Below are 16,764 nucleotides of genomic sequence, written 5' to 3'. Positions count from 1 at the left end.
AAATATAAAACTTTATATTTGTGTAAATCTTACGCATTTAGAATATGACTAACATTCAAAATATCAGAGTAGCTGTTGATGCAATTGTATTTGGCTACCAGCACAACCAATTGTATGTCCTTTTAATACAACAGAAATTCGGCACAAAGGAATCGTATTGGGCCTTACCGGGAGGTTTGGTCAAAAATGATGAATCGTTGCAGGATGCAGTAAAAAGAGAATTAAAAGAAGAAACCAATGTTACCGTAACTTATTTTGAACAGCTCTTTACTTTTGGTGATGATGTAAATCGAGATCCCAGAAATCGTGTGATTTCTGTGGCCTATTTTGCTCTGGTTGATCCTTCCAAATTAACCATCAAAGCCGATTCTGATGCCGAGCATGCACAATGGTTCAAAATTAATGAGGTTCCAACCTTAGCTTTTGATCATAATAGCATTCTAAAAAAAGCTATCGAACGCCTAAAAGCAAAACTTACTTATGAACCGGTTGGCTTTGATTTACTGCCAAAAGAATTCCTTTTTTCTGAACTTGAAAACTTATACTGTACCATTTTAGAGAAAGAAATTGACAGGAGAAATTTCAGAAAAAAAATATTAAGTTTTGAAATCATTGAAGAAACAGAACAATTTGGATCCTCAAAAAGCGGACGTCCGGCAAAACTTTTCAAGTTTAACAAATTGAAATATAATGAATTAACCAAAAAAGGCTTTCACTTTGAAATAAAGTTTGCGTAATTTTTACACAAAATAAATTGTCAATCAAAAATATAATTCTATATTTGCGTATAATTAACGCAAAATAAAAAAAACTATGATACTAAATTTAGACCCAAAATTCGCTCCTATCCTTAACCAGGAAGAAATCCAGTTTCAAAGTTTTACCTTTTCTGGCGGAGAACCACATATTAAAATCAATCCTGATTTTGATACAACACAAAAAGTAACCATCACTCACCGGTTAAATTCATTCAACGATTTAGGTTTGTTGTGTATTACTGTTGATGCTTTACGCAGAATGGACGTTAAAATCATTGATCTTTTTATTCCGTATTTCCCGGCGGCAAGACAAGATCGTGTGATGATTAAAGGGGAATCTTTATCTGTAAAAGTATATGCCGATATTATCAATACGCTTCAATTGAATAAAGTTTTTGTTTTTGATGCACACTCTGAAGTTACTCCGGCATTGGTAAATAACTGTGAAGTCATTCCGAATCATACTTTTATCAAGGAAGTTTTAAAAGTAATCGGAGAAAACGTAAAATTGATTTCTCCCGATGGTGGCGCTTTGAAGAAAATCTACAAAGTTTCTGAATTCTTAGGCGGAGTTGAAGTTGTAGAATGCAGTAAAAGCCGTGACGTAAAAACCGGAAAATTATCTGGTTTTAAAGTTTACAATGATGATTTGCAAGGAATGGATTGTTTAATTGTAGATGATATCTGCGACGGAGGAGGAACTTTCGTAGGATTAGCCGAAGAACTTAAAAAGAAAAATGCAGGTAAATTATACCTAGCCGTAAGCCACGGAATTTTCAATAAAGGATTTGAAGTTTTAGATTGTTTTGACAAAATATTTACAACGAATTCTTTTAAAGATTTTGACAACGAAAAGGTTGAAGTCGTAAAATTAGAATTATGAATAAAAATTATAGAACAGAAATAGCAAATAAAACATTAGAAATCATACAGAATGGTTTTTATGAATACAAAGAAAAAAAGATTGCTGTAGAAAAAGAACTCAAAGATTCCATACAAAATACATTTACAATTGCACCAAATGACTGGAATGAAATCTTAAAAACTCCAATCGAAAATAAGTTTGAAACAGAAATTGTTATAAAGAATTGTTCAACCATTGAAGCAATTGTTCAGGAGAAAAATGGTAAAATCTGCGTTTTGAATTTTGCTTCTGCAAAAAATCCGGGTGGTGGGTTCTTAGGAGGAGCTTCTGCTCAGGAAGAAAGTCTGGCCAGATCGTCAAATCTGTATGCAACACAAATCAAAGACAAAACGATGTACGATTTTAACAGAAATCAATCTTCGTTTTTATACTCAGATTACATGATTTATAGCCCGAATGTTTTGTTTTGGAATGATGACAATGGAAATTATTTTGAAAAACCATTTCTTGTAGATATGATTACCTCACCAGCACCAAATAAAGGTGCGATGCAGCAACATAACAGGAAAGAAGAAATTGCCAAAGCAGACGAGATTTTAATAGCAAGAATGGATAAAGTATTAGCAATTGCTTTAAAACAAAAAAACGACACACTGATTTTGGGAGCCTGGGGCTGTGGTGTATTTAGAAATGAGCCCAAAGATGTGGCACAATTATTCAAAGAAATTATTGCAGAAAAGTATGCTGGAGCTTTTAAGAAAATTGTCTTTGCCATATTTGACAATTCTGAAAAGAAATCAAATTTTAAACAATTTGAAGAGACATTTAATTAAATTGAAAGGTTTCAAGTTTGAAGTTGTATAGAGTAACTTGAAACAAAGAAAACCTGAAACCTGAAACAACAAACTATTAACAATAAACCAAAAAATAATGAGCGACGATTTAAAACCAAGATTTATTGAGTCTTTAAAAAGAAACAATGATCAGATTAGAGAAGACAGAGCCAAAACAATTGGTGAAGATTCTGAATTAATTTACAGAAGAAGAGTCGAAGATATTGAATTAAAAATCAAAAGGCTCGAAAGAGAACAAGAAGGATTAATTGACATTAGTCCACTGGATAAAAACAGTCTGACCTTTGCCGATTTTCAACCAGAAGCTTTTGTTCAGAAAGACATGGAATTATCATTAACAATCAGAAATCTAAATATTCAGTTTGAAGTGACAAAAAAACGATTCGAATATTTATTTGGTAAAACATTTTAGTCATGGGAGGTACAAGATATGATTTAGGAGCTCGTTTGAGCAGAGCAGAAGCAGCAGGTTATGGAAAAAAATCTGCAAGTGAAATTTTCACACAGAATTCTTTACGAATGGCGCATGAATCTATGAATCCGAATGGCATTACTTTTCGGGAAGCCAGAGATTCTGAAGTGCATCCCAATTCTGTTCCGATTATTTTAGGTCTGGATGTTACCGGAAGTATGGGTCACATTCCGCATGAACTGATCAAAGAAGGGTTGCCAAAATTGATGGGCGGAATTATTCAGGGCGGTGTTCCGGATCCCGCACTTTTATTTTTAGGAATTGGCGATCACGAATGCGACAGATATCCGCTTCAGGTTGGACAGTTTGAATCTGGCGATGAAGAACTCGATATGTGGTTAACCCGAACGTATATTGAGTCAGGCGGAGGTGGAAACGCCGGAGAAAGTTATCTTCTTGCATGGTATTTTGCAGCTTTTCACACGAAAACTGATGCTTTCGAAAAAAGAGGACAAAAAGGATTGTTGTTTACTGTTGGTGATGAACCAAATTTAGGCACACTTCCGGCATCAGCCATAAAGGAAATTATGGGTCAGGGACAGCAAACGTATACGGCTCTCGAATTATTACAAGAAGCGCAAAAACGTTACGAAGTGTACCATATCAGCGTTTTACATTCTGATCAGGCAATAAGAGCAAATGTGGCGTGGAAAGAATTACTGGGACAGAATTGTTTGTCAATCGAAGATCACAGAGAAATCCCGAATGTAATTAAGAAAATCATTTGCGATAAACATAAAAGTTCAGGAAAAGGAATTACAGTTTCTGATACAACAAGTACAGGTTTAGATAATATAGAGATGCTTTAATTTTTTATAAACACATAAAAACATAGGTTTTTGTTTGTGAATAAAAGAAAACAAAAAGAAACTAGTTTCTAACACATAGTAACTGTGTGAATTTAAACTAGTGAAACGCCTTTTTTAAGCTTACAAAGTCTATGATTCTATGTGTTTAAAATAATTGCACAACAGTTAAAAAAATGAAAACAGCTCAAATAGTTATAGGTTTAGGATTTGGTGATGAAGGAAAAGGCATAACAACAGATTTTCTGGCGAAGCAAAATCCTGAATCTATAGTTATTCGGTTTTCTGGCGGACAACAAGCAGCACATACCGTAATGATTGGGGATAAAAAACACGTTCATTCGAGTTTTGCGAGCGGTGCACTTCGGGGATTACCTTCTTACTACAGCGAGTATTGCACCATTCATCCGCTTTTTTTATATAATGAAAGAGAAGAATTAAAAGAAAAAGAAGCTAATCTGGATTTGTACATTCATCCTTTAGCAAAAGTCACCACTCCTTTTGATGTCTGGCATAACAGAGGAAATGTGCGAAACATCGAAAACGGAACTTGCGGAAAAGGTATCGGTTCAACCATGAAAAGAAACGAAGGTCCGTATAAATTATTTGCCATCGATTTGATTGCGCCCCGCGAAATGCTTTTAGAAAAACTAAACCAAATCGCCTATTATTATGGCTTTTTAAACGAAAGTGAAATCGACGAAGAAGTCAGTCAATATCTGGAAGCAATCGATAAATTGAAATGGAATATTGTCGATTATACGTTGCTTTCAAAATACGAAAATCTGATTTTTGAGGGCAGTCAGGGAATTTTGCTCGACATGGATCACGGCGTTTTTCCGAATGTAACGTACGCCAATACAACTTCAAAAAATGCGATTGAAATTTGTAATAAACTAAGGATTGAAGATGTAGCAGTTTATTACGTAACCCGGAGTTATGCAACCCGACACGGACACGGCTGGATGGCAAATGAAGGAGAAATAAAATTAAAAAACAACGAAGAAGAAACCTGTGTTTTTAACGAATACCAAAAACACTTACGATTTGGAAGTCTGAATTATGAACTTTTAAATTATGCTCTAAAACTCGATGCAGCTTACAGCCCAATGGCAAAACGAAATTTGGTTGTAACCTGTATGGATCAGCTGGAGCAGGATTATGAGTTTGAAAGCCTCACAACGGAATTCAATGAAATCTACGGATCATTTTCACCTGATTCAAAAGATTTTAAAGAGATTACTTCTTTGTTTCAATAAAAAGAGAAAAAATGAAATACACTATAGATACCCTAGCTCCGGAAAGTAAGTTTTTATTTTTCTGGGGACATCAGCCAAACAAAGACGGAAAAATTACCAAAAACTGTTTCAGTCAATGGTGGTTAAATTCTTTTAAGGTAGAAAAAGTAACCTATAAAACTGCTGAGCACTGGATGATGGCAAAAAAAGCCGAATTGTTTCAGGATCAGGAAATTTTAGAAAAAATCCTCAATATCAATTCTCCGGCAGAAGCCAAAAAATTAGGAAGAGAAGTGAGAAATTACGATGATAAAATCTGGCTAGAAAACCGATATGAAATCGTAAAAGCAGGAAACTTTCACAAATTCAGTCAAAATGCTGATTTGAAAACCTTTTTATTAAATACAAAAGAAAGAGTTTTAGTAGAAGCAAGTCCGGTCGACTCAATCTGGGGAATTGGAATGGCAGGCGATCATAAAGATGTTATGAATCCGGAGAAATGGAAAGGTTTGAATCTTTTGGGTTTTGCTTTGATGGAAGTTAGGGATGAATTGAGATAAAAATGATTATGAAAACAACAAGATTATATCGTCCGGTTGGATTGAAAGAGATGGAATTAATTGCAGATTCAGGCTACAAAGTATTTCCGTCAAGATTAGAATGGCAGCCTATTTTTTATCCGGTAACAAATCAGCAATATGCAGATCAGATTGCTTTTGAATGGAATACCGTTGACGAGTTTTCGGGATTTATTGGAATTGTAACTGCTTTTGATGTCAATTCAGCCTTTCTGGAAAAGTATGAAGTTCAAAATGTTGGCGATAAAAATCATAACGAACTTTGGATACCATCAGAAGAATTAATTGATTTTAATGCTAACATAGTAAACGGAATTGAAATAGTTAATGTTCATTTTACGGATCGTTCAGTGTTAAGTGAAGACAAAGAACTTAATGACAAACTAGAGAGTTTTAGAAAATGATTTTAGGATTATTAAAAGCGGACATAACAGAAATTCAGGTCGACGCAATAGTAAATGCAGCCAATACTTCCTTGCTTGGCGGCGGCGGTGTTGATGGAGCGATTCATCGTAAAGGAGGCAAAGCAATCTTAGAAGAATGCATTCAAATACGTAATAAGCAGGGAGGCTGTAAAACCGGAGAAGCTGTCATTACAACAGCCGGAAATCTTCCTTCTAAATATGTGATTCATACTGTCGGTCCGGTCTGGAATGGTGATAAAGACGAAAAGTCAAAACTACTGGCAAATTGTTATCAGAACAGTTTGAATCTTGCTGTTGAAAATGGAATTAAAACCATTGCTTTTCCAAATATCAGTACTGGAATTTATCATTTCCCGAAAGACAAAGCGGCTCAGATTGCCGTAAAAGCAGTAAAAGATTTTCAAAGAATCGCAGAAATAGAAAAAATACTATTTGTCTGTTTTGATGATGAAAATTATCAGATTTATAAAGAGATTCTGGGAATAGAAAATAAATAAAAAATGAAAGACATTCAATATATAAAAGGCGATGCAACATCTCCAGAAGGATCCGAAAACAAAATAATTGTTCACGTTTGCAATGATATTGGCGGATGGGGAAAAGGATTTGTAATGGCAATTTCAAAAAGATGGAAAACACCAGAAAAACAATATCGTGAATGGTTCAAATCTAAAAATGATTTTGAATTAGGAAGAGTGCAGTTTGTTCAGGTTGAAGAAAATTTGTGGGTAGCAAACTTAATCGGACAGCATAAAATCAATAAAGATGAAAACGGAGATGCTCCAATTCGGTACAATGCTATTGAAGAAGGACTAGAAGCAGTTTCTGATTTTGCAAAAACAAATAATGCATCGGTTAACATGCCAAGAATAGGATGCGGATTAGCCGGTGGTAAATGGGAAATGATCGAACCCATCATTCTTAAAACGCTGTCTGATAAGGATATAAAAGTCGTGGTTTATGATTTTTAAATCCATAATAAAAATTAATAAAGATGAATGAAAAAACAGCAAAAAGCGTCAGCAAGTTTTTAAGTCTGGTGCTGCGACATTCGCCTGAAACTATCGGATTAAAATTAGACGAAAACGGATGGGCAGATGTAGAAGAATTAATTATAAAATGTAATAAAAAGGGAAGCCAGAATCAGATGACGGCCGAACTTTTGGATTACGTTGTAGAGAATAACGATAAAAAACGTTTTGCATTTAACGAAGATAAAACCAAAATCCGTGCAAGTCAGGGACATTCGATTTCCGTTGAATTAAATCTGGTCGAAACTGAACCTTCTGAATATTTGTATCACGGAACAGTTGGAAAGTTTATGGAAAGTATCCGCAAAGAAGGTTTGAAAAAAATGAGCCGTCAGCATGTACATCTTTCAAAAGACAAAGAAACGGCAGTAAAAGTAGGAAGCCGAAGAGGAATTGCTCAAATTTTAACCGTCAAAACCGGTGAAATGCATAGAGACGGTTTTAAGTTTTATTTATCCGAAAACAATGTCTGGCTGACAGATGAAGTTCCTGCAAAATACATTCAATTTTAATTTAAAAAAGATGCTGCATATAAAATTGGTTTACTTAGAAGATGAACTTGGCAATTCATGGAGAAATGATTTTTCAGAATGTGAGAATCTCAGTATAATAAAAGGAGATATTACAAAAATAAAATCTGACGCAGTTGTAAGTCCGGCAAATTCATTTGGATTCATGGATGGCGGTTTAGATTGGCATTTGTCAGAAAGATTTGGATGGCATTTGCAGGATGAACTACAAGCAAAAATTGCTCAACTTGATGAAAGAGAACTCTTAATTGGAAGATCAATCACATTAGAAACGGGAGATAGTGAAGTTCCTTTTTTAATCTCAGCTCCAACTATGCGAGTTCCAATGAGCTTTAATATTGCAACTTCAGTTAATGCCTTTTTAGCTATGAAAGCAATTTTGATAGCTTGTATAAATAATCCTAAAATAGAAACAGTCACAATCCCGGGTTTATGTACTGGATGCGGAAGAATGCCTTTTCATATTGCTTCTAATCAAATGTTTTTGGCTTATGATGAAATTATAAATAGAAATTACAAAGAATATAAAACATTCGGCGATACCCAAAAATACCAATATAGACTAAATGAAAAAGGACTAATCTGGGATTATTAAGTAACAAAAAACTCTACTTCATTTATAAATAAATATAATGAGAACTTTAGTTATTGGAGACATCCACGGAGGATTAAATGCTTTGGTTCAGTTGCTGAACCGAATCGCTTTATCTGAAACTGACCGCCTGATTTTCTTAGGTGATTATGTAGATGGCTGGAGCGAGTCGGCACAGGTTATTGAATTTCTTATCAGGCTATCCCAAAAACAGGAATGCATTTTTATAAAAGGAAATCACGATGCCTGGTGTCAGGAATGGTTAGAAAAAGATGTAATAAATGATATTTGGTTTTTGCATGGCGGAAAATCGACTATAGAAAGTTATCAGAATATTGATATTTCTGAAAAGGAGAAACATCTGAAATTCTTTAATCAAATGAAAGATTATTTTGTTGATGAGAATAATAACCTTTTCATTCATGCCGGATTTTCATCGATGCACGGACCAGAAAAAGAACATTACCAAACCAATTTTTCATGGGACAGAACTTTATGGGAAATGGCGCTGATAATGGATAAACGAATTAAAAAAGATTCGAATTTATACCCAAAAAAGGTTATTACTTTTTAATGAAATTTACATCGGTCATACACCAACGCTTCATTATGATATAGAAATTCCAATGCAGGGTTGTAATGTATGGAATATTGATACCGGAGCTGGTTTTTATGGAAAATTAACCTGTATTGATACTGAAACGAAAGAATTTTGGCAAAGCGATAGTGTACAGACATTATATGCTAATGAAAAAGGAAGAAATAAATAAAATGAAAAACACAATAGAATCAGGTTTATTCGGTTTAGCTGTTGGAGATGCTTTAGGAGTTCCGGTTGAATTTCAATCCAGAACTTATTTAAAACAAAATCCGGTTACCGAAATGTTTGGTTTTGGAACGCATCATCAGCCAATAGGAACGTGGAGTGATGATAGTTCATTGGCGTTTTGTCTGGCTGAAAGTTTATGTTCAGGCTATGATTTAAATGACATAGCCAGAAATTTTGTTAAATGGTATAGTGGCGAATTATGGACACCACATGGACAAGTTTTCGATATTGGAATTGCAACGAGACATGCCATTCTTAATATCGCAAAAGGACATCAGCCCGATTTGTGCGGCGGATTTTCTGAAAGTGATAATGGAAATGGTTCCTTAATGCGTATTTTGCCGTTGGTTTTTTATCTTCAAAAAGAAAATGATATTGAAGTAATTTACCAAAAAGTCAAAGAAGTTTCATCTGTAACGCATGCACATTTCAGATCAATATTTGCCTGCTTTATTTATGTGATTTATTCTTTGGAAATTTTAAAGGAGAAAGATAAATTCGAAGCCTATATCGAAATGAAAAATACGGTTTCGGTATTTTTGAAAGATAAAAAGTTTAATCCAGCAGAAATTCAGTTATTTGACAGAATTCTTAAAAATGATATTTCAGAATATCCGGAAAATGAAATTCATTCTTCTGGTTATGTGCTGCATAGTTTAGAAGCGAGTATTTGGTGTTTCCTGAATTCAGACTCTTATGAAGAAACAGTTTTGAAAGCGGTTAATTTGGGTGAAGATACAGATACAACCGGAGCTATTGTAGGAGGATTAGCAGGGATTTATTATGGAATAGAAAATATTCCAAACAAATGGATTGAAAATTTGGTAAGAACCAATGATATAAAAGATTTAGCAGAACGATTATTAAAAAAATATAAACTAAAATTATGAACCCACTATTATTAACCGACGGTTACAAAGTTGACCACAGAAGGCAATACCCGGACAAAACCACTTTAGTATATTCTAACTGGACACCCAGAAAATCAAGAATCGAAGGTCTTGAAGAAGTTGTGTTTTTCGGATTGCAGTATTTCATCAAAAAATACATTATTCATGATTTTGATACGTATTTCTTCAAACAGCCAAAAGAAGAAGTGGTTAAAAAATACGCCCGTCGAATCAATAACTATTTAGGAGAAAACCAGGTAGGCACTAAACATATCGAAGATTTGCATGATTTAGGCTATATTCCGATGGTTTTTAAAGCTTTGCCGGAAGGTGCAAGCGTTCCGTTGAGAGTGCCAATGTTTACGATGTACAATACGATTCCGGAGTTTTTCTGGTTGACGAATTATTTTGAAACACTGCTTTCTGCCGTAATCTGGTTGCCTTGTAACTCTGCTACCATCGCAAGGGAATACAGAAAAGTATTGGATAAATATGCTGATGAGACTTCATCTGCACCAGATTTTGTCAACTGGCAGGGACATGACTTCTCTATGAGAGGAATGGGCGGAATCGAAGCAGCTGTAACGTCTGCAGCCGGGCATTTATTGAGTTTTACAGGATCTGATACGATTCCGGCAATTGATTTCTTTGAAGAATATTACAAAGCCAATTCTGATACCGAATTAATCGCAGGTTCTGTTGCCGCAACTGAACATTCTGTAATGTGTATGGGAACTACAGAAGGCGAATGTGAAACTTTCAAAAGATTAATTACAGAAGTATATCCAAAAGGAATTGTTTCTATCGTTTCTGACACATGGGATTTATGGAAAGTTTTAACCGATTATTTACCGCGTTTAAAAGAAGATATTATTGCCCGAGAAGGTAAAGTAGTTATTCGTCCTGACAGCGGTGATCCTGTTGATATTATCTGCGGAAATCCGAATGGAAAAACAGAACAAGAGAAGAAAGGTGTTATTGAACTGCTTTGGGATGTTTTTGGAGGTTCAGAAAATGCAAAGGGATATAAAGAACTGATTCCTCAAATTGGAGCCATTTACGGCGACAGTATTACCGTTGCCAGAGCGATTCAGATTTGTGAGCGTTTAAAAGCAAAAGGATTCGCTTCTACCAATGTGGTTTTAGGAATTGGATCTTTCACATATCAGTATAATACACGTGATACTTTTGGTTTTGCCATGAAAGCGACTTACGGAGAAGTTGATGGCGAAGGAAGAGCGATATTCAAAGATCCTATTACAGATGACGGAACTAAAAAATCTGCAAAAGGCTTAATGAAAATTGATTTGGTTGACGGTGTTTATCATTTAACAGACAATGTTTCATGGGAAGAAGAAAAACAAGGTGAACTGAAAGAAGTTTTCAGAGACGGGAAACTTTTGACAGATCAGTCTTTAAGTGATATAAGAGCCCGTGTCAGTGCAGGTATAAGTGTTGAGGCATAAAAATACGCCGGTTATAAACAGATTTAATCTGAACTAAATATAAAACTATGAAAATTACAGCTCTTATCATTTTAGCCGGCTGCTGTTTTATAACCGGCATTATCCATTCACAGGTAAACAAAAGAAAGAAGATGGAAAAAGACACCCAATATCCAAAAGCGTTAGTCGATTATGATGATTTTAAAAATCTGGTAACTGAATTAGAAAAGCAAAGAGAAAAAAACCTGGTGAGTCTACCTCTTTTTTTGAAAATGGCTCAGGAAGAAAATACCGTGGTTTTAGATTCCCGTTCTGATTTTCGTTTCAACAGAAAACATTTAAAAGGAGCGATTCATCTGGATTTTACTGACTTTACGCAGGAAAACCTTTTAAAGTTAATTCCGGATCCCAATACCAGAATCTTGATTTACTGTAATAATAATTTTGATGGAGATCCAATAGATTTTGCTTCGAAAATGGCTAAACCTAAAACCAATATCGAAACACAAATTCTGTCCAACAGAAAACCTATTATGCTGGCATTGAATATTCCAACGCATATTAACCTTTATGGATACGGTTATAAAAATATCTACGAGCTCGATGAACTCGTAAATGTGAATGACCCGAGAATACAATTTGAAGGAACTGAAGTGAAATAATAAAAACACTTAAAAGCTAAAAGCCTGAATCTTATCAATTCAGGCTTTTTTTATGACTCGTTTTTGCGTTATGTTTGTCATTCCGAGAAACGAGGAATCTTCGTAAGTAGCTCCTCAAAGAATATCAATCTGTGTCGATCTAGCAACGAAGATTCCTCCTTCGTCGGAATGACAAGATTGCGTAAAACTGCATGGGAAATTATTTCTTATAAAAATTATTATGGTCAATATATTCCCAGACTTTTGAAGGCAAAAGCGGCTGGATATTTTTCCCTTTCTTAATATTCTCCCGAATAAAAGTAGATGAAATTTCTACAACAGGCGCATCAATAATATGAACTCTAGGATGTGATTTTAGTTCGCTATTTTCCGGTTCATCTGAAATGCGGGGGTAAACGTAAATATCATGATTATTCAAAAGTACTTCATAGTTTTTCCACTTGTGAAGTGTTTTCAAATTATCCTCTCCCATGATCAATGAAAAATCATGATTCGGATATTTATCATGCAAATGCGCCAGTGTATTTACCGTATAATTTGGTTGTGTCAATTTAAACTCAATATCCGAAGGTTTTATTTTTGGAAAATCCTCAGTTGCCAGATACACCATCTGCAAACGGTGGTGGTCATCGAGCAAAGTAGCTTTCTTTTTTAACGGATTATGAGGCGTAACCACCATCCAAACCTGATCTAAACCTGCAAATTCAGCCATGTGATTGGCAATAATCAAATGACCAATGTGAATGGGGTTGTATGTTCCGAAGTACAGGCCTATCTTCATTTTTTTGAGGTTTCACAGAGATTCGCTAAGATAGCACAAAGATTCGCAAAGTTTAAAAAATACTTTGCGAATCTCGGCGCTTTGTCTTTGTGTATCTTTGTGGAATAATTACTTATTTACGAAGTCTTTTACCAACTGATGTGCTTCTTCCAAAGCCACAGCCAAATCATAGTTTTTAATAATCACATCAAACTGAGGTGCAGTTGCCAGTTCAACCGAAGCTTTTGCAATACGCATATTGATTTTATCTTCGCTTTCTGTAGAGCGTTCTTTTAGTCTTCTTTTTAATTCGTCAACACTTGGTGGTTTTACGAAAACGGCCAGAGTCTGTTCAGGAAATTTATGTTTAATACGTAATCCGCCGGCAACATCAATATCAAAAATTACATTTTTTCCCAAAGCCCAGATTCTTTCAATTTCCGATTTTAAAGTACCGTAAAAGTTATCTCGGTATACTTCTTCCCATTCCAGGAAATCTTCTGCTTTGATGTGTTTTTTGAATTCGTCAAGCGAAATAAAATAATAATCTTTTCCATTGACTTCTTCTCCGCGCGGGTCACGGGAAGCTGCTGAGATTGAAAACTCTAAATTTAAATCTTCCTGTTTCAGCAAATGCTTTACTATCGTTGTTTTTCCGGATCCTGAAGGTGCCGAAAAAACAATTAATTTTCCTTTATTCATTTTTATATGCAATTAGTAATTAGTAATTAGTGAACAGCTAATTAGTATTCACTTACTGATTACTTTATAATACGTTTAGTACCTGTTCCTTAATCTTCTCCAGTTCATCCTTCATCATCACTACCAGTTTCTGCATTTGGGCATGATTCGATTTTGAACCCATGGTATTGATTTCACGCCCCATTTCCTGAGTAATAAAACCCAGTTTACGGCCGTTAGCTTCATTTCCGTTTAAAGTTTCAATGAAATAATCTAAGTGATTCGTCAAACGAACTTTTTCCTCAGTAATGTCCAGTTTTTCTAAATAATAGATCAATTCCTGTTCAAAACGGTTTTCGTCTACATTTACCTGAAGTTCAGAAATGGCTGTATGCAAACGGTCTTTTATAGCCTGAACTCTTTCTGGATCTAACGCCAGAGCATCCTCCATATATTGGCGGATATTCCCTATTCTAAGATTGAATTCCTTCTCAAGCGATTCTCCCTCGTCTTTTCTAAAACTTAATATATTTTGTAAAGCCTCATGAATGATTACCTGAATCTGATCCCAGTCGTTTTCGTCGATTTCCTCACGTTCCGTTTTTAGAACATCCGGCATACGAACAGCCATTTTCATCAATTCAGTTTCATCCGCATCAGGATAAACTTCCTTTAACTGGGCAATATAATTTTTCACAACCGGCACATTTACTTTGGTAGAAGTCTGCTCAGAAGTACTTTCAACATAAATCGCAAAATCGACTTTTCCTCTTTCCAGTCTGGTCGAAATCAGGGTACGTAAACCCAATTCCATTTCACGGTAAACCGAAGGCATTCTCACATTCAGGTCTAAACCTTTACTATTCAGAGATTTTACTTCTACAGTAATTTTTTTCGTTGGCAATTGCAAAGAAGCTTTACCAAAACCCGTCATCGATTGTATCATATAATTGAGTATAAAGGCGCAAAGATACTAAAAAACTTTACAGAGAAAGTTTCTAGTTTCATGACGAATAAGTTTTGAAATTTATTGGGCGTTGCCTAAAGGCCAGGCTATCCACTGCACACGATCACTCAATGTAATTAAGTTAAGAAATTTTAGATTGAGGGTTAACGATTTTTGATTTCAGATTTGTTGTAGCTAAATATTTAGACTGTCCTTTTTGCGAGATTTTTTATATCAGAAATCAAAATTCAGCAATCATTTTATCTTTTAATCCTTAACTAAATGGCATTGTCCGAGCACTAGCGAACTGACGTGGTAATCTTTTTTCAGGCAAAAAAGCACAAAAAAGGATTTCCACTTTAAATGAAATTCACTGATTAAAAAATAAAAATCATGTGAAGTAATTCCTAACGCAAACCCTAATCCTGAGAAAATTCCGGATTTATTTTTCTCCTAAAGCTTTCATAACCTGCAGAATATTCTGCTGGCTGTTCCCAATGTAAATTTTACCATCAATAATAAAAACCGGACGGCTTAAAAAAGTATAATGTTCCAGAATGTATTTTTTGAAATCGGCTTCGGTTAGTGATTTGTTTTTTAAATCCATTGATTTGTACAATTGCGCTTTTTTGCTGAATAACGCTTCGTAGCTTCCGGACAGTTGGTACATTTCTTCCAGCTCAGTTTCAGTAATCGGATTTTGCTTGATATCGTGAAAAACCAGATCATTGCCTTTTGGTAAGCTTTTGATAATTTTTCGGCAGGTATCGCAGGAGGCTAAGTAGTATATTTTGTTCATAATTTTTAGTTTATTTCGGTACAAAGAAAAATCATTGCAACTTAAAATTACCTAATTTTATTAAAAAAAATTTATGAATTCAGTTTTCGAAGTACAAAAGACAATCAGAGAAATTTTATTGAAGATTTTAGACAATCATTCATTAGAACAATTAAATAAAATTCCGGAAGGATTTAGCAATAATTTGATTTGGAATATCGCACATTGTATAGCTGCACAACAGAGTTTAGTCTATAAATTATCAGGACTGCCGTCAAAAGTTTCAGAAGATTTTATTACCCGATACAGCAAAGGAACCAAACCTGAAGGCGATGTTTCGCAAGCGGAAGTGGACGAAATCAGACGGTTACTTTCAGAAACACTTCATCAGGTCCAAAAAGATTATGCAGATAAAATTTTTGTGAATTATAGGGAGTATACTACAAGCATGGGATTTACACTTCGCAATGTTGAAGATGCCTTATCTTTCAACAATTACCATGAAGGCACCCACACCGGAATAATAATGAGTATCCGAAAGTTTGTTTAGAAACTTTCGGATTTTTTAATTCTCAATAGTTTCTATTGTTACAGTCATTGCTCCTGCTCCTTTTCTATTGCTAATATCCATAAAAGCTCTTTTCGACAAATCTATTTCTCTGGTTTTCACAAAAGGACCTCTGTCGGTTATTTTAACGATAACAAACTTTCCATTGGCTTCATTTGTTACTTTTACTTTGGTACCAAAAGGGAGTTTTTTGTGGGCAGCTGTATATTTATTATTATTAAATCTGCTGCCGTCTGCAGTTTTTTTTCCATTAAACCGATCATGGTAGTAGGAAGCATGAGCCGATTTTTTATAGGTTTTTAATTTTAAGCCTTCAATGCTAAAAACAGAATCGCTTAAAGGAAGCATTTTTAATTTATCTGTTTTTAAAGTATCCTGAGAAACCTTGTTTTCAACCGGCTTACTCTGGCTCATAACGTAGGTGAAGCAACTAAAGAGAGTTACTGAAAGAATAGAGAGCAGAATATTTTTTTTATTCCTCATAATTTATTTTTTTTCAGACTTGGGGAGTTTGTACAAATAATATGCCGAGATAAAAAAAGCCCCGAATAAGGGCTTATTTTGGTTTTTTTAGAACCATAAGTTCCAGGGAATTCTACTTAAAATAAGCACTAAACCTATTCCGTAAAATATAGAAAATGTTTTAAATTTTGCTTCACTATTGATTAATTTTTTATGTTTTGACCAGCCAATTGTAATTAGAATAATAGCAATGATATTGATTAGCGGATGCTCTAATGAAGTTAGTCGAAGAGCTGCATTTGACATTTGTCCTAAAGAATCTTTCCCTAACGGAGACACAAAATAAAGTATCAATCCGATTAACAATTGTGTATGAGTACCTATTAAAGCGAATAAAGCAATTTTGCGATCCCTGGCTGTAAATTCTTTCTTTGAAGTAAACCCCAGAATGGCATTTACAACAGCGACTAATAAAAGTAATAATGCCAAATAAGCCCAGCCGGAGTGGAGTTTTTGAATAAAATGATACATAGATTAATATTTTGTTTGAAACAAATATAACAAAAAAGGTTAAAAAAAAACGGCATTAAACTA

Annotated in this window: 22 protein-coding genes and 1 pseudogene; 17 read left to right on the top strand and 6 right to left on the bottom strand. The window is 34.6% G+C overall.

The window, feature by feature from the left end:
- Positions 1–44: 44 nt before the first annotated feature.
- The 16 genes and pseudogenes from JE46_RS09790 to JE46_RS09715 all read left to right on the top strand — a co-directional run bounded on the left by JE46_RS09790 (position 45) and on the right by JE46_RS09715 (position 11,975).
- A complete protein-coding gene (locus JE46_RS09790; protein WP_031455098.1) occupies positions 45–737 on the top strand; it encodes an NUDIX hydrolase in 693 nt (230 codons plus the stop codon).
- A 76-nt stretch (positions 738–813) separates the two neighbouring features.
- Entirely contained in the window at positions 814–1,641 is an 828-nt protein-coding gene (gene prs, locus JE46_RS09785; protein WP_031455097.1) for a ribose-phosphate diphosphokinase, read from the top strand.
- The gene (locus tag JE46_RS09780) at positions 1,638–2,456 is read left to right on the top strand and encodes a TIGR02452 family protein (protein WP_031455096.1); all 819 of its coding nucleotides are present in this window, start codon (positions 1,638–1,640) and stop codon (positions 2,454–2,456) included. Before prs ends, JE46_RS09780 begins: the two co-directional genes overlap by 4 nt.
- Before the next feature lie 97 nt (positions 2,457–2,553).
- Positions 2,554–2,889, top strand: coding sequence for a hypothetical protein (locus JE46_RS09775; RefSeq protein ID WP_031455095.1), 336 nt, complete (start codon positions 2,554–2,556; stop codon positions 2,887–2,889).
- Between the two features lie 2 nt (positions 2,890–2,891).
- Positions 2,892–3,758, top strand: coding sequence for a hypothetical protein (locus tag JE46_RS09770; protein WP_031455094.1), 867 nt, complete (start codon positions 2,892–2,894; stop codon positions 3,756–3,758).
- Between the two features lie 173 nt (positions 3,759–3,931).
- On the top strand, positions 3,932–5,014 hold the full coding sequence (locus tag JE46_RS09765) for an adenylosuccinate synthetase (RefSeq protein WP_031455093.1): 1,083 nt from the start codon (positions 3,932–3,934) through the stop codon (positions 5,012–5,014).
- 11 nt (positions 5,015–5,025) lie between these two features.
- Positions 5,026–5,553: an NADAR family protein gene (locus tag JE46_RS09760; protein ID WP_031455092.1), complete on the top strand. Its 528-nt coding sequence runs from the start codon at positions 5,026–5,028 to the stop codon at positions 5,551–5,553.
- An 8-nt stretch (positions 5,554–5,561) separates the two neighbouring features.
- Positions 5,562–5,975, top strand: coding sequence for a hypothetical protein (locus tag JE46_RS09755; protein ID WP_031455091.1), 414 nt, complete (start codon positions 5,562–5,564; stop codon positions 5,973–5,975).
- Positions 5,972–6,493, top strand: coding sequence for an O-acetyl-ADP-ribose deacetylase (locus tag JE46_RS09750; protein ID WP_031455090.1), 522 nt, complete (start codon positions 5,972–5,974; stop codon positions 6,491–6,493). The genes JE46_RS09755 and JE46_RS09750 overlap by 4 nt, the downstream gene beginning before the upstream one ends.
- A 3-nt stretch (positions 6,494–6,496) precedes the next feature.
- Complete coding sequence (locus JE46_RS09745) at positions 6,497–6,967, top strand: macro domain-containing protein (protein ID WP_031455089.1); 471 nt, start codon at positions 6,497–6,499, stop codon at positions 6,965–6,967.
- A gap of 23 nt (positions 6,968–6,990) precedes the next feature.
- Positions 6,991–7,539 (top strand): RNA 2'-phosphotransferase, encoded by a 549-nt coding sequence (locus tag JE46_RS09740; protein WP_031455088.1) that lies wholly within the window; start codon positions 6,991–6,993, stop codon positions 7,537–7,539.
- A gap of 10 nt (positions 7,540–7,549) precedes the next feature.
- Positions 7,550–8,152, top strand: a complete 603-nt coding sequence (locus tag JE46_RS09735; RefSeq protein WP_031455087.1) for a macro domain-containing protein — start codon at positions 7,550–7,552, stop codon at positions 8,150–8,152.
- Between the two features lie 34 nt (positions 8,153–8,186).
- A pseudogene (locus tag JE46_RS09730) lies at positions 8,187–8,919 on the top strand (metallophosphoesterase family protein).
- A 1-nt stretch (position 8,920) separates the two neighbouring features.
- Positions 8,921–9,868, top strand: coding sequence for an ADP-ribosylglycohydrolase family protein (locus JE46_RS09725; RefSeq protein WP_031455086.1), 948 nt, complete (start codon positions 8,921–8,923; stop codon positions 9,866–9,868).
- A complete protein-coding gene (locus JE46_RS09720) occupies positions 9,865–11,334 on the top strand; it encodes a nicotinate phosphoribosyltransferase (RefSeq protein WP_031455085.1) in 1,470 nt (489 codons plus the stop codon). The genes JE46_RS09725 and JE46_RS09720 overlap by 4 nt, the downstream gene beginning before the upstream one ends.
- Positions 11,335–11,381: 47 nt before the next feature.
- Positions 11,382–11,975 carry a rhodanese-like domain-containing protein gene (locus JE46_RS09715; RefSeq protein WP_031455084.1) on the top strand — a complete coding sequence of 198 codons (594 nt, stop codon included), beginning with the start codon at positions 11,382–11,384 and terminating at the stop codon, positions 11,973–11,975.
- A 199-nt stretch (positions 11,976–12,174) separates the two neighbouring features.
- Here the strand turns inward: JE46_RS09715 and nadD are convergent, their stop codons facing one another.
- The 4 genes from nadD to JE46_RS09695 form a co-directional block, all read right to left on the bottom strand.
- Positions 12,175–12,756, bottom strand: coding sequence for a nicotinate (nicotinamide) nucleotide adenylyltransferase (gene nadD, locus JE46_RS09710; RefSeq protein ID WP_031455083.1), 582 nt, complete (start codon positions 12,754–12,756; stop codon positions 12,175–12,177).
- Between the two features lie 108 nt (positions 12,757–12,864).
- Positions 12,865–13,437 carry a guanylate kinase gene (gene gmk, locus JE46_RS09705; protein WP_031455082.1) on the bottom strand — a complete coding sequence of 191 codons (573 nt, stop codon included), beginning with the start codon at positions 13,435–13,437 and terminating at the stop codon, positions 12,865–12,867.
- 64 nt (positions 13,438–13,501) lie between these two features.
- Positions 13,502–14,362 carry a YicC/YloC family endoribonuclease gene (locus JE46_RS09700; protein ID WP_035136476.1) on the bottom strand — a complete coding sequence of 287 codons (861 nt, stop codon included), beginning with the start codon at positions 14,360–14,362 and terminating at the stop codon, positions 13,502–13,504.
- Positions 14,363–14,804: 442 nt separating this feature from the next.
- The gene (locus JE46_RS09695; RefSeq protein ID WP_031455080.1) at positions 14,805–15,161 is read right to left on the bottom strand and encodes an arsenate reductase family protein; all 357 of its coding nucleotides are present in this window, start codon (positions 15,159–15,161) and stop codon (positions 14,805–14,807) included.
- A gap of 73 nt (positions 15,162–15,234) precedes the next feature.
- On the opposite strand from JE46_RS09695, the gene JE46_RS09690 reads away from it, so the two are divergent.
- Positions 15,235–15,690: a DinB family protein gene (locus JE46_RS09690; protein WP_031455079.1), complete on the top strand. Its 456-nt coding sequence runs from the start codon at positions 15,235–15,237 to the stop codon at positions 15,688–15,690.
- A 15-nt stretch (positions 15,691–15,705) separates the two neighbouring features.
- Here JE46_RS09690 and JE46_RS09685 read toward each other — a convergent pair whose 3' ends face one another.
- Positions 15,706–16,191, bottom strand: a complete 486-nt coding sequence (locus JE46_RS09685) for a septal ring lytic transglycosylase RlpA family protein (RefSeq protein WP_031455078.1) — start codon at positions 16,189–16,191, stop codon at positions 15,706–15,708.
- A gap of 87 nt (positions 16,192–16,278) precedes the next feature.
- Positions 16,279–16,701, bottom strand: a complete 423-nt coding sequence (locus JE46_RS09680) for a hypothetical protein (protein WP_031455077.1) — start codon at positions 16,699–16,701, stop codon at positions 16,279–16,281.
- Positions 16,702–16,764: the final 63 nt, after the last annotated feature.

It is taken from the genome of Flavobacterium chungangense LMG 26729 (genome assembly GCF_000735715.2).
Classification (GTDB): Bacteria; Bacteroidota; Bacteroidia; order Flavobacteriales; family Flavobacteriaceae; genus Flavobacterium; species Flavobacterium chungangense.
This window is presented reverse-complemented; position numbering and strand designations above follow the sequence as displayed.

Excerpts from the sequence above, each read along its gene's own strand:
- JE46_RS09770 (WP_031455094.1), top strand. The coding sequence starts at position 2,892 with ATGGGAGGTACAAGATATGATTTAGGAGCTCGTTTGAGCAGAGCAGAA.
- JE46_RS09715 (WP_031455084.1), top strand. The coding sequence starts at position 11,382 with ATGAAAATTACAGCTCTTATCATTTTAGCCGGCTGCTGTTTTATAACC.
- JE46_RS09680 (WP_031455077.1), bottom strand. The coding sequence starts at position 16,701 with ATGTATCATTTTATTCAAAAACTCCACTCCGGCTGGGCTTATTTGGCA.
- JE46_RS09790 (WP_031455098.1), top strand. The coding sequence starts at position 45 with ATGACTAACATTCAAAATATCAGAGTAGCTGTTGATGCAATTGTATTT.
- JE46_RS09695 (WP_031455080.1), bottom strand. The coding sequence starts at position 15,161 with ATGAACAAAATATACTACTTAGCCTCCTGCGATACCTGCCGAAAAATT.
- JE46_RS09690 (WP_031455079.1), top strand. The coding sequence starts at position 15,235 with ATGAATTCAGTTTTCGAAGTACAAAAGACAATCAGAGAAATTTTATTG.
- JE46_RS09740 (WP_031455088.1), top strand. The coding sequence starts at position 6,991 with ATGAATGAAAAAACAGCAAAAAGCGTCAGCAAGTTTTTAAGTCTGGTG.
- JE46_RS09745 (WP_031455089.1), top strand. The coding sequence starts at position 6,497 with ATGAAAGACATTCAATATATAAAAGGCGATGCAACATCTCCAGAAGGA.
- JE46_RS09765 (WP_031455093.1), top strand. The coding sequence starts at position 3,932 with ATGAAAACAGCTCAAATAGTTATAGGTTTAGGATTTGGTGATGAAGGA.
- JE46_RS09720 (WP_031455085.1), top strand. The coding sequence starts at position 9,865 with ATGAACCCACTATTATTAACCGACGGTTACAAAGTTGACCACAGAAGG.
- JE46_RS09780 (WP_031455096.1), top strand. The coding sequence starts at position 1,638 with ATGAATAAAAATTATAGAACAGAAATAGCAAATAAAACATTAGAAATC.
- JE46_RS09700 (WP_035136476.1), bottom strand. The coding sequence starts at position 14,362 with ATGATACAATCGATGACGGGTTTTGGTAAAGCTTCTTTGCAATTGCCA.
- JE46_RS09760 (WP_031455092.1), top strand. The coding sequence starts at position 5,026 with ATGAAATACACTATAGATACCCTAGCTCCGGAAAGTAAGTTTTTATTT.
- JE46_RS09750 (WP_031455090.1), top strand. The coding sequence starts at position 5,972 with ATGATTTTAGGATTATTAAAAGCGGACATAACAGAAATTCAGGTCGAC.
- gmk (WP_031455082.1), bottom strand. The coding sequence starts at position 13,437 with ATGAATAAAGGAAAATTAATTGTTTTTTCGGCACCTTCAGGATCCGGA.
- nadD (WP_031455083.1), bottom strand. The coding sequence starts at position 12,756 with ATGAAGATAGGCCTGTACTTCGGAACATACAACCCCATTCACATTGGT.
- JE46_RS09735 (WP_031455087.1), top strand. The coding sequence starts at position 7,550 with ATGCTGCATATAAAATTGGTTTACTTAGAAGATGAACTTGGCAATTCA.
- JE46_RS09755 (WP_031455091.1), top strand. The coding sequence starts at position 5,562 with ATGAAAACAACAAGATTATATCGTCCGGTTGGATTGAAAGAGATGGAA.
- JE46_RS09685 (WP_031455078.1), bottom strand. The coding sequence starts at position 16,191 with ATGAGGAATAAAAAAAATATTCTGCTCTCTATTCTTTCAGTAACTCTC.
- JE46_RS09775 (WP_031455095.1), top strand. The coding sequence starts at position 2,554 with ATGAGCGACGATTTAAAACCAAGATTTATTGAGTCTTTAAAAAGAAAC.
- JE46_RS09725 (WP_031455086.1), top strand. The coding sequence starts at position 8,921 with ATGAAAAACACAATAGAATCAGGTTTATTCGGTTTAGCTGTTGGAGAT.
- prs (WP_031455097.1), top strand. The coding sequence starts at position 814 with ATGATACTAAATTTAGACCCAAAATTCGCTCCTATCCTTAACCAGGAA.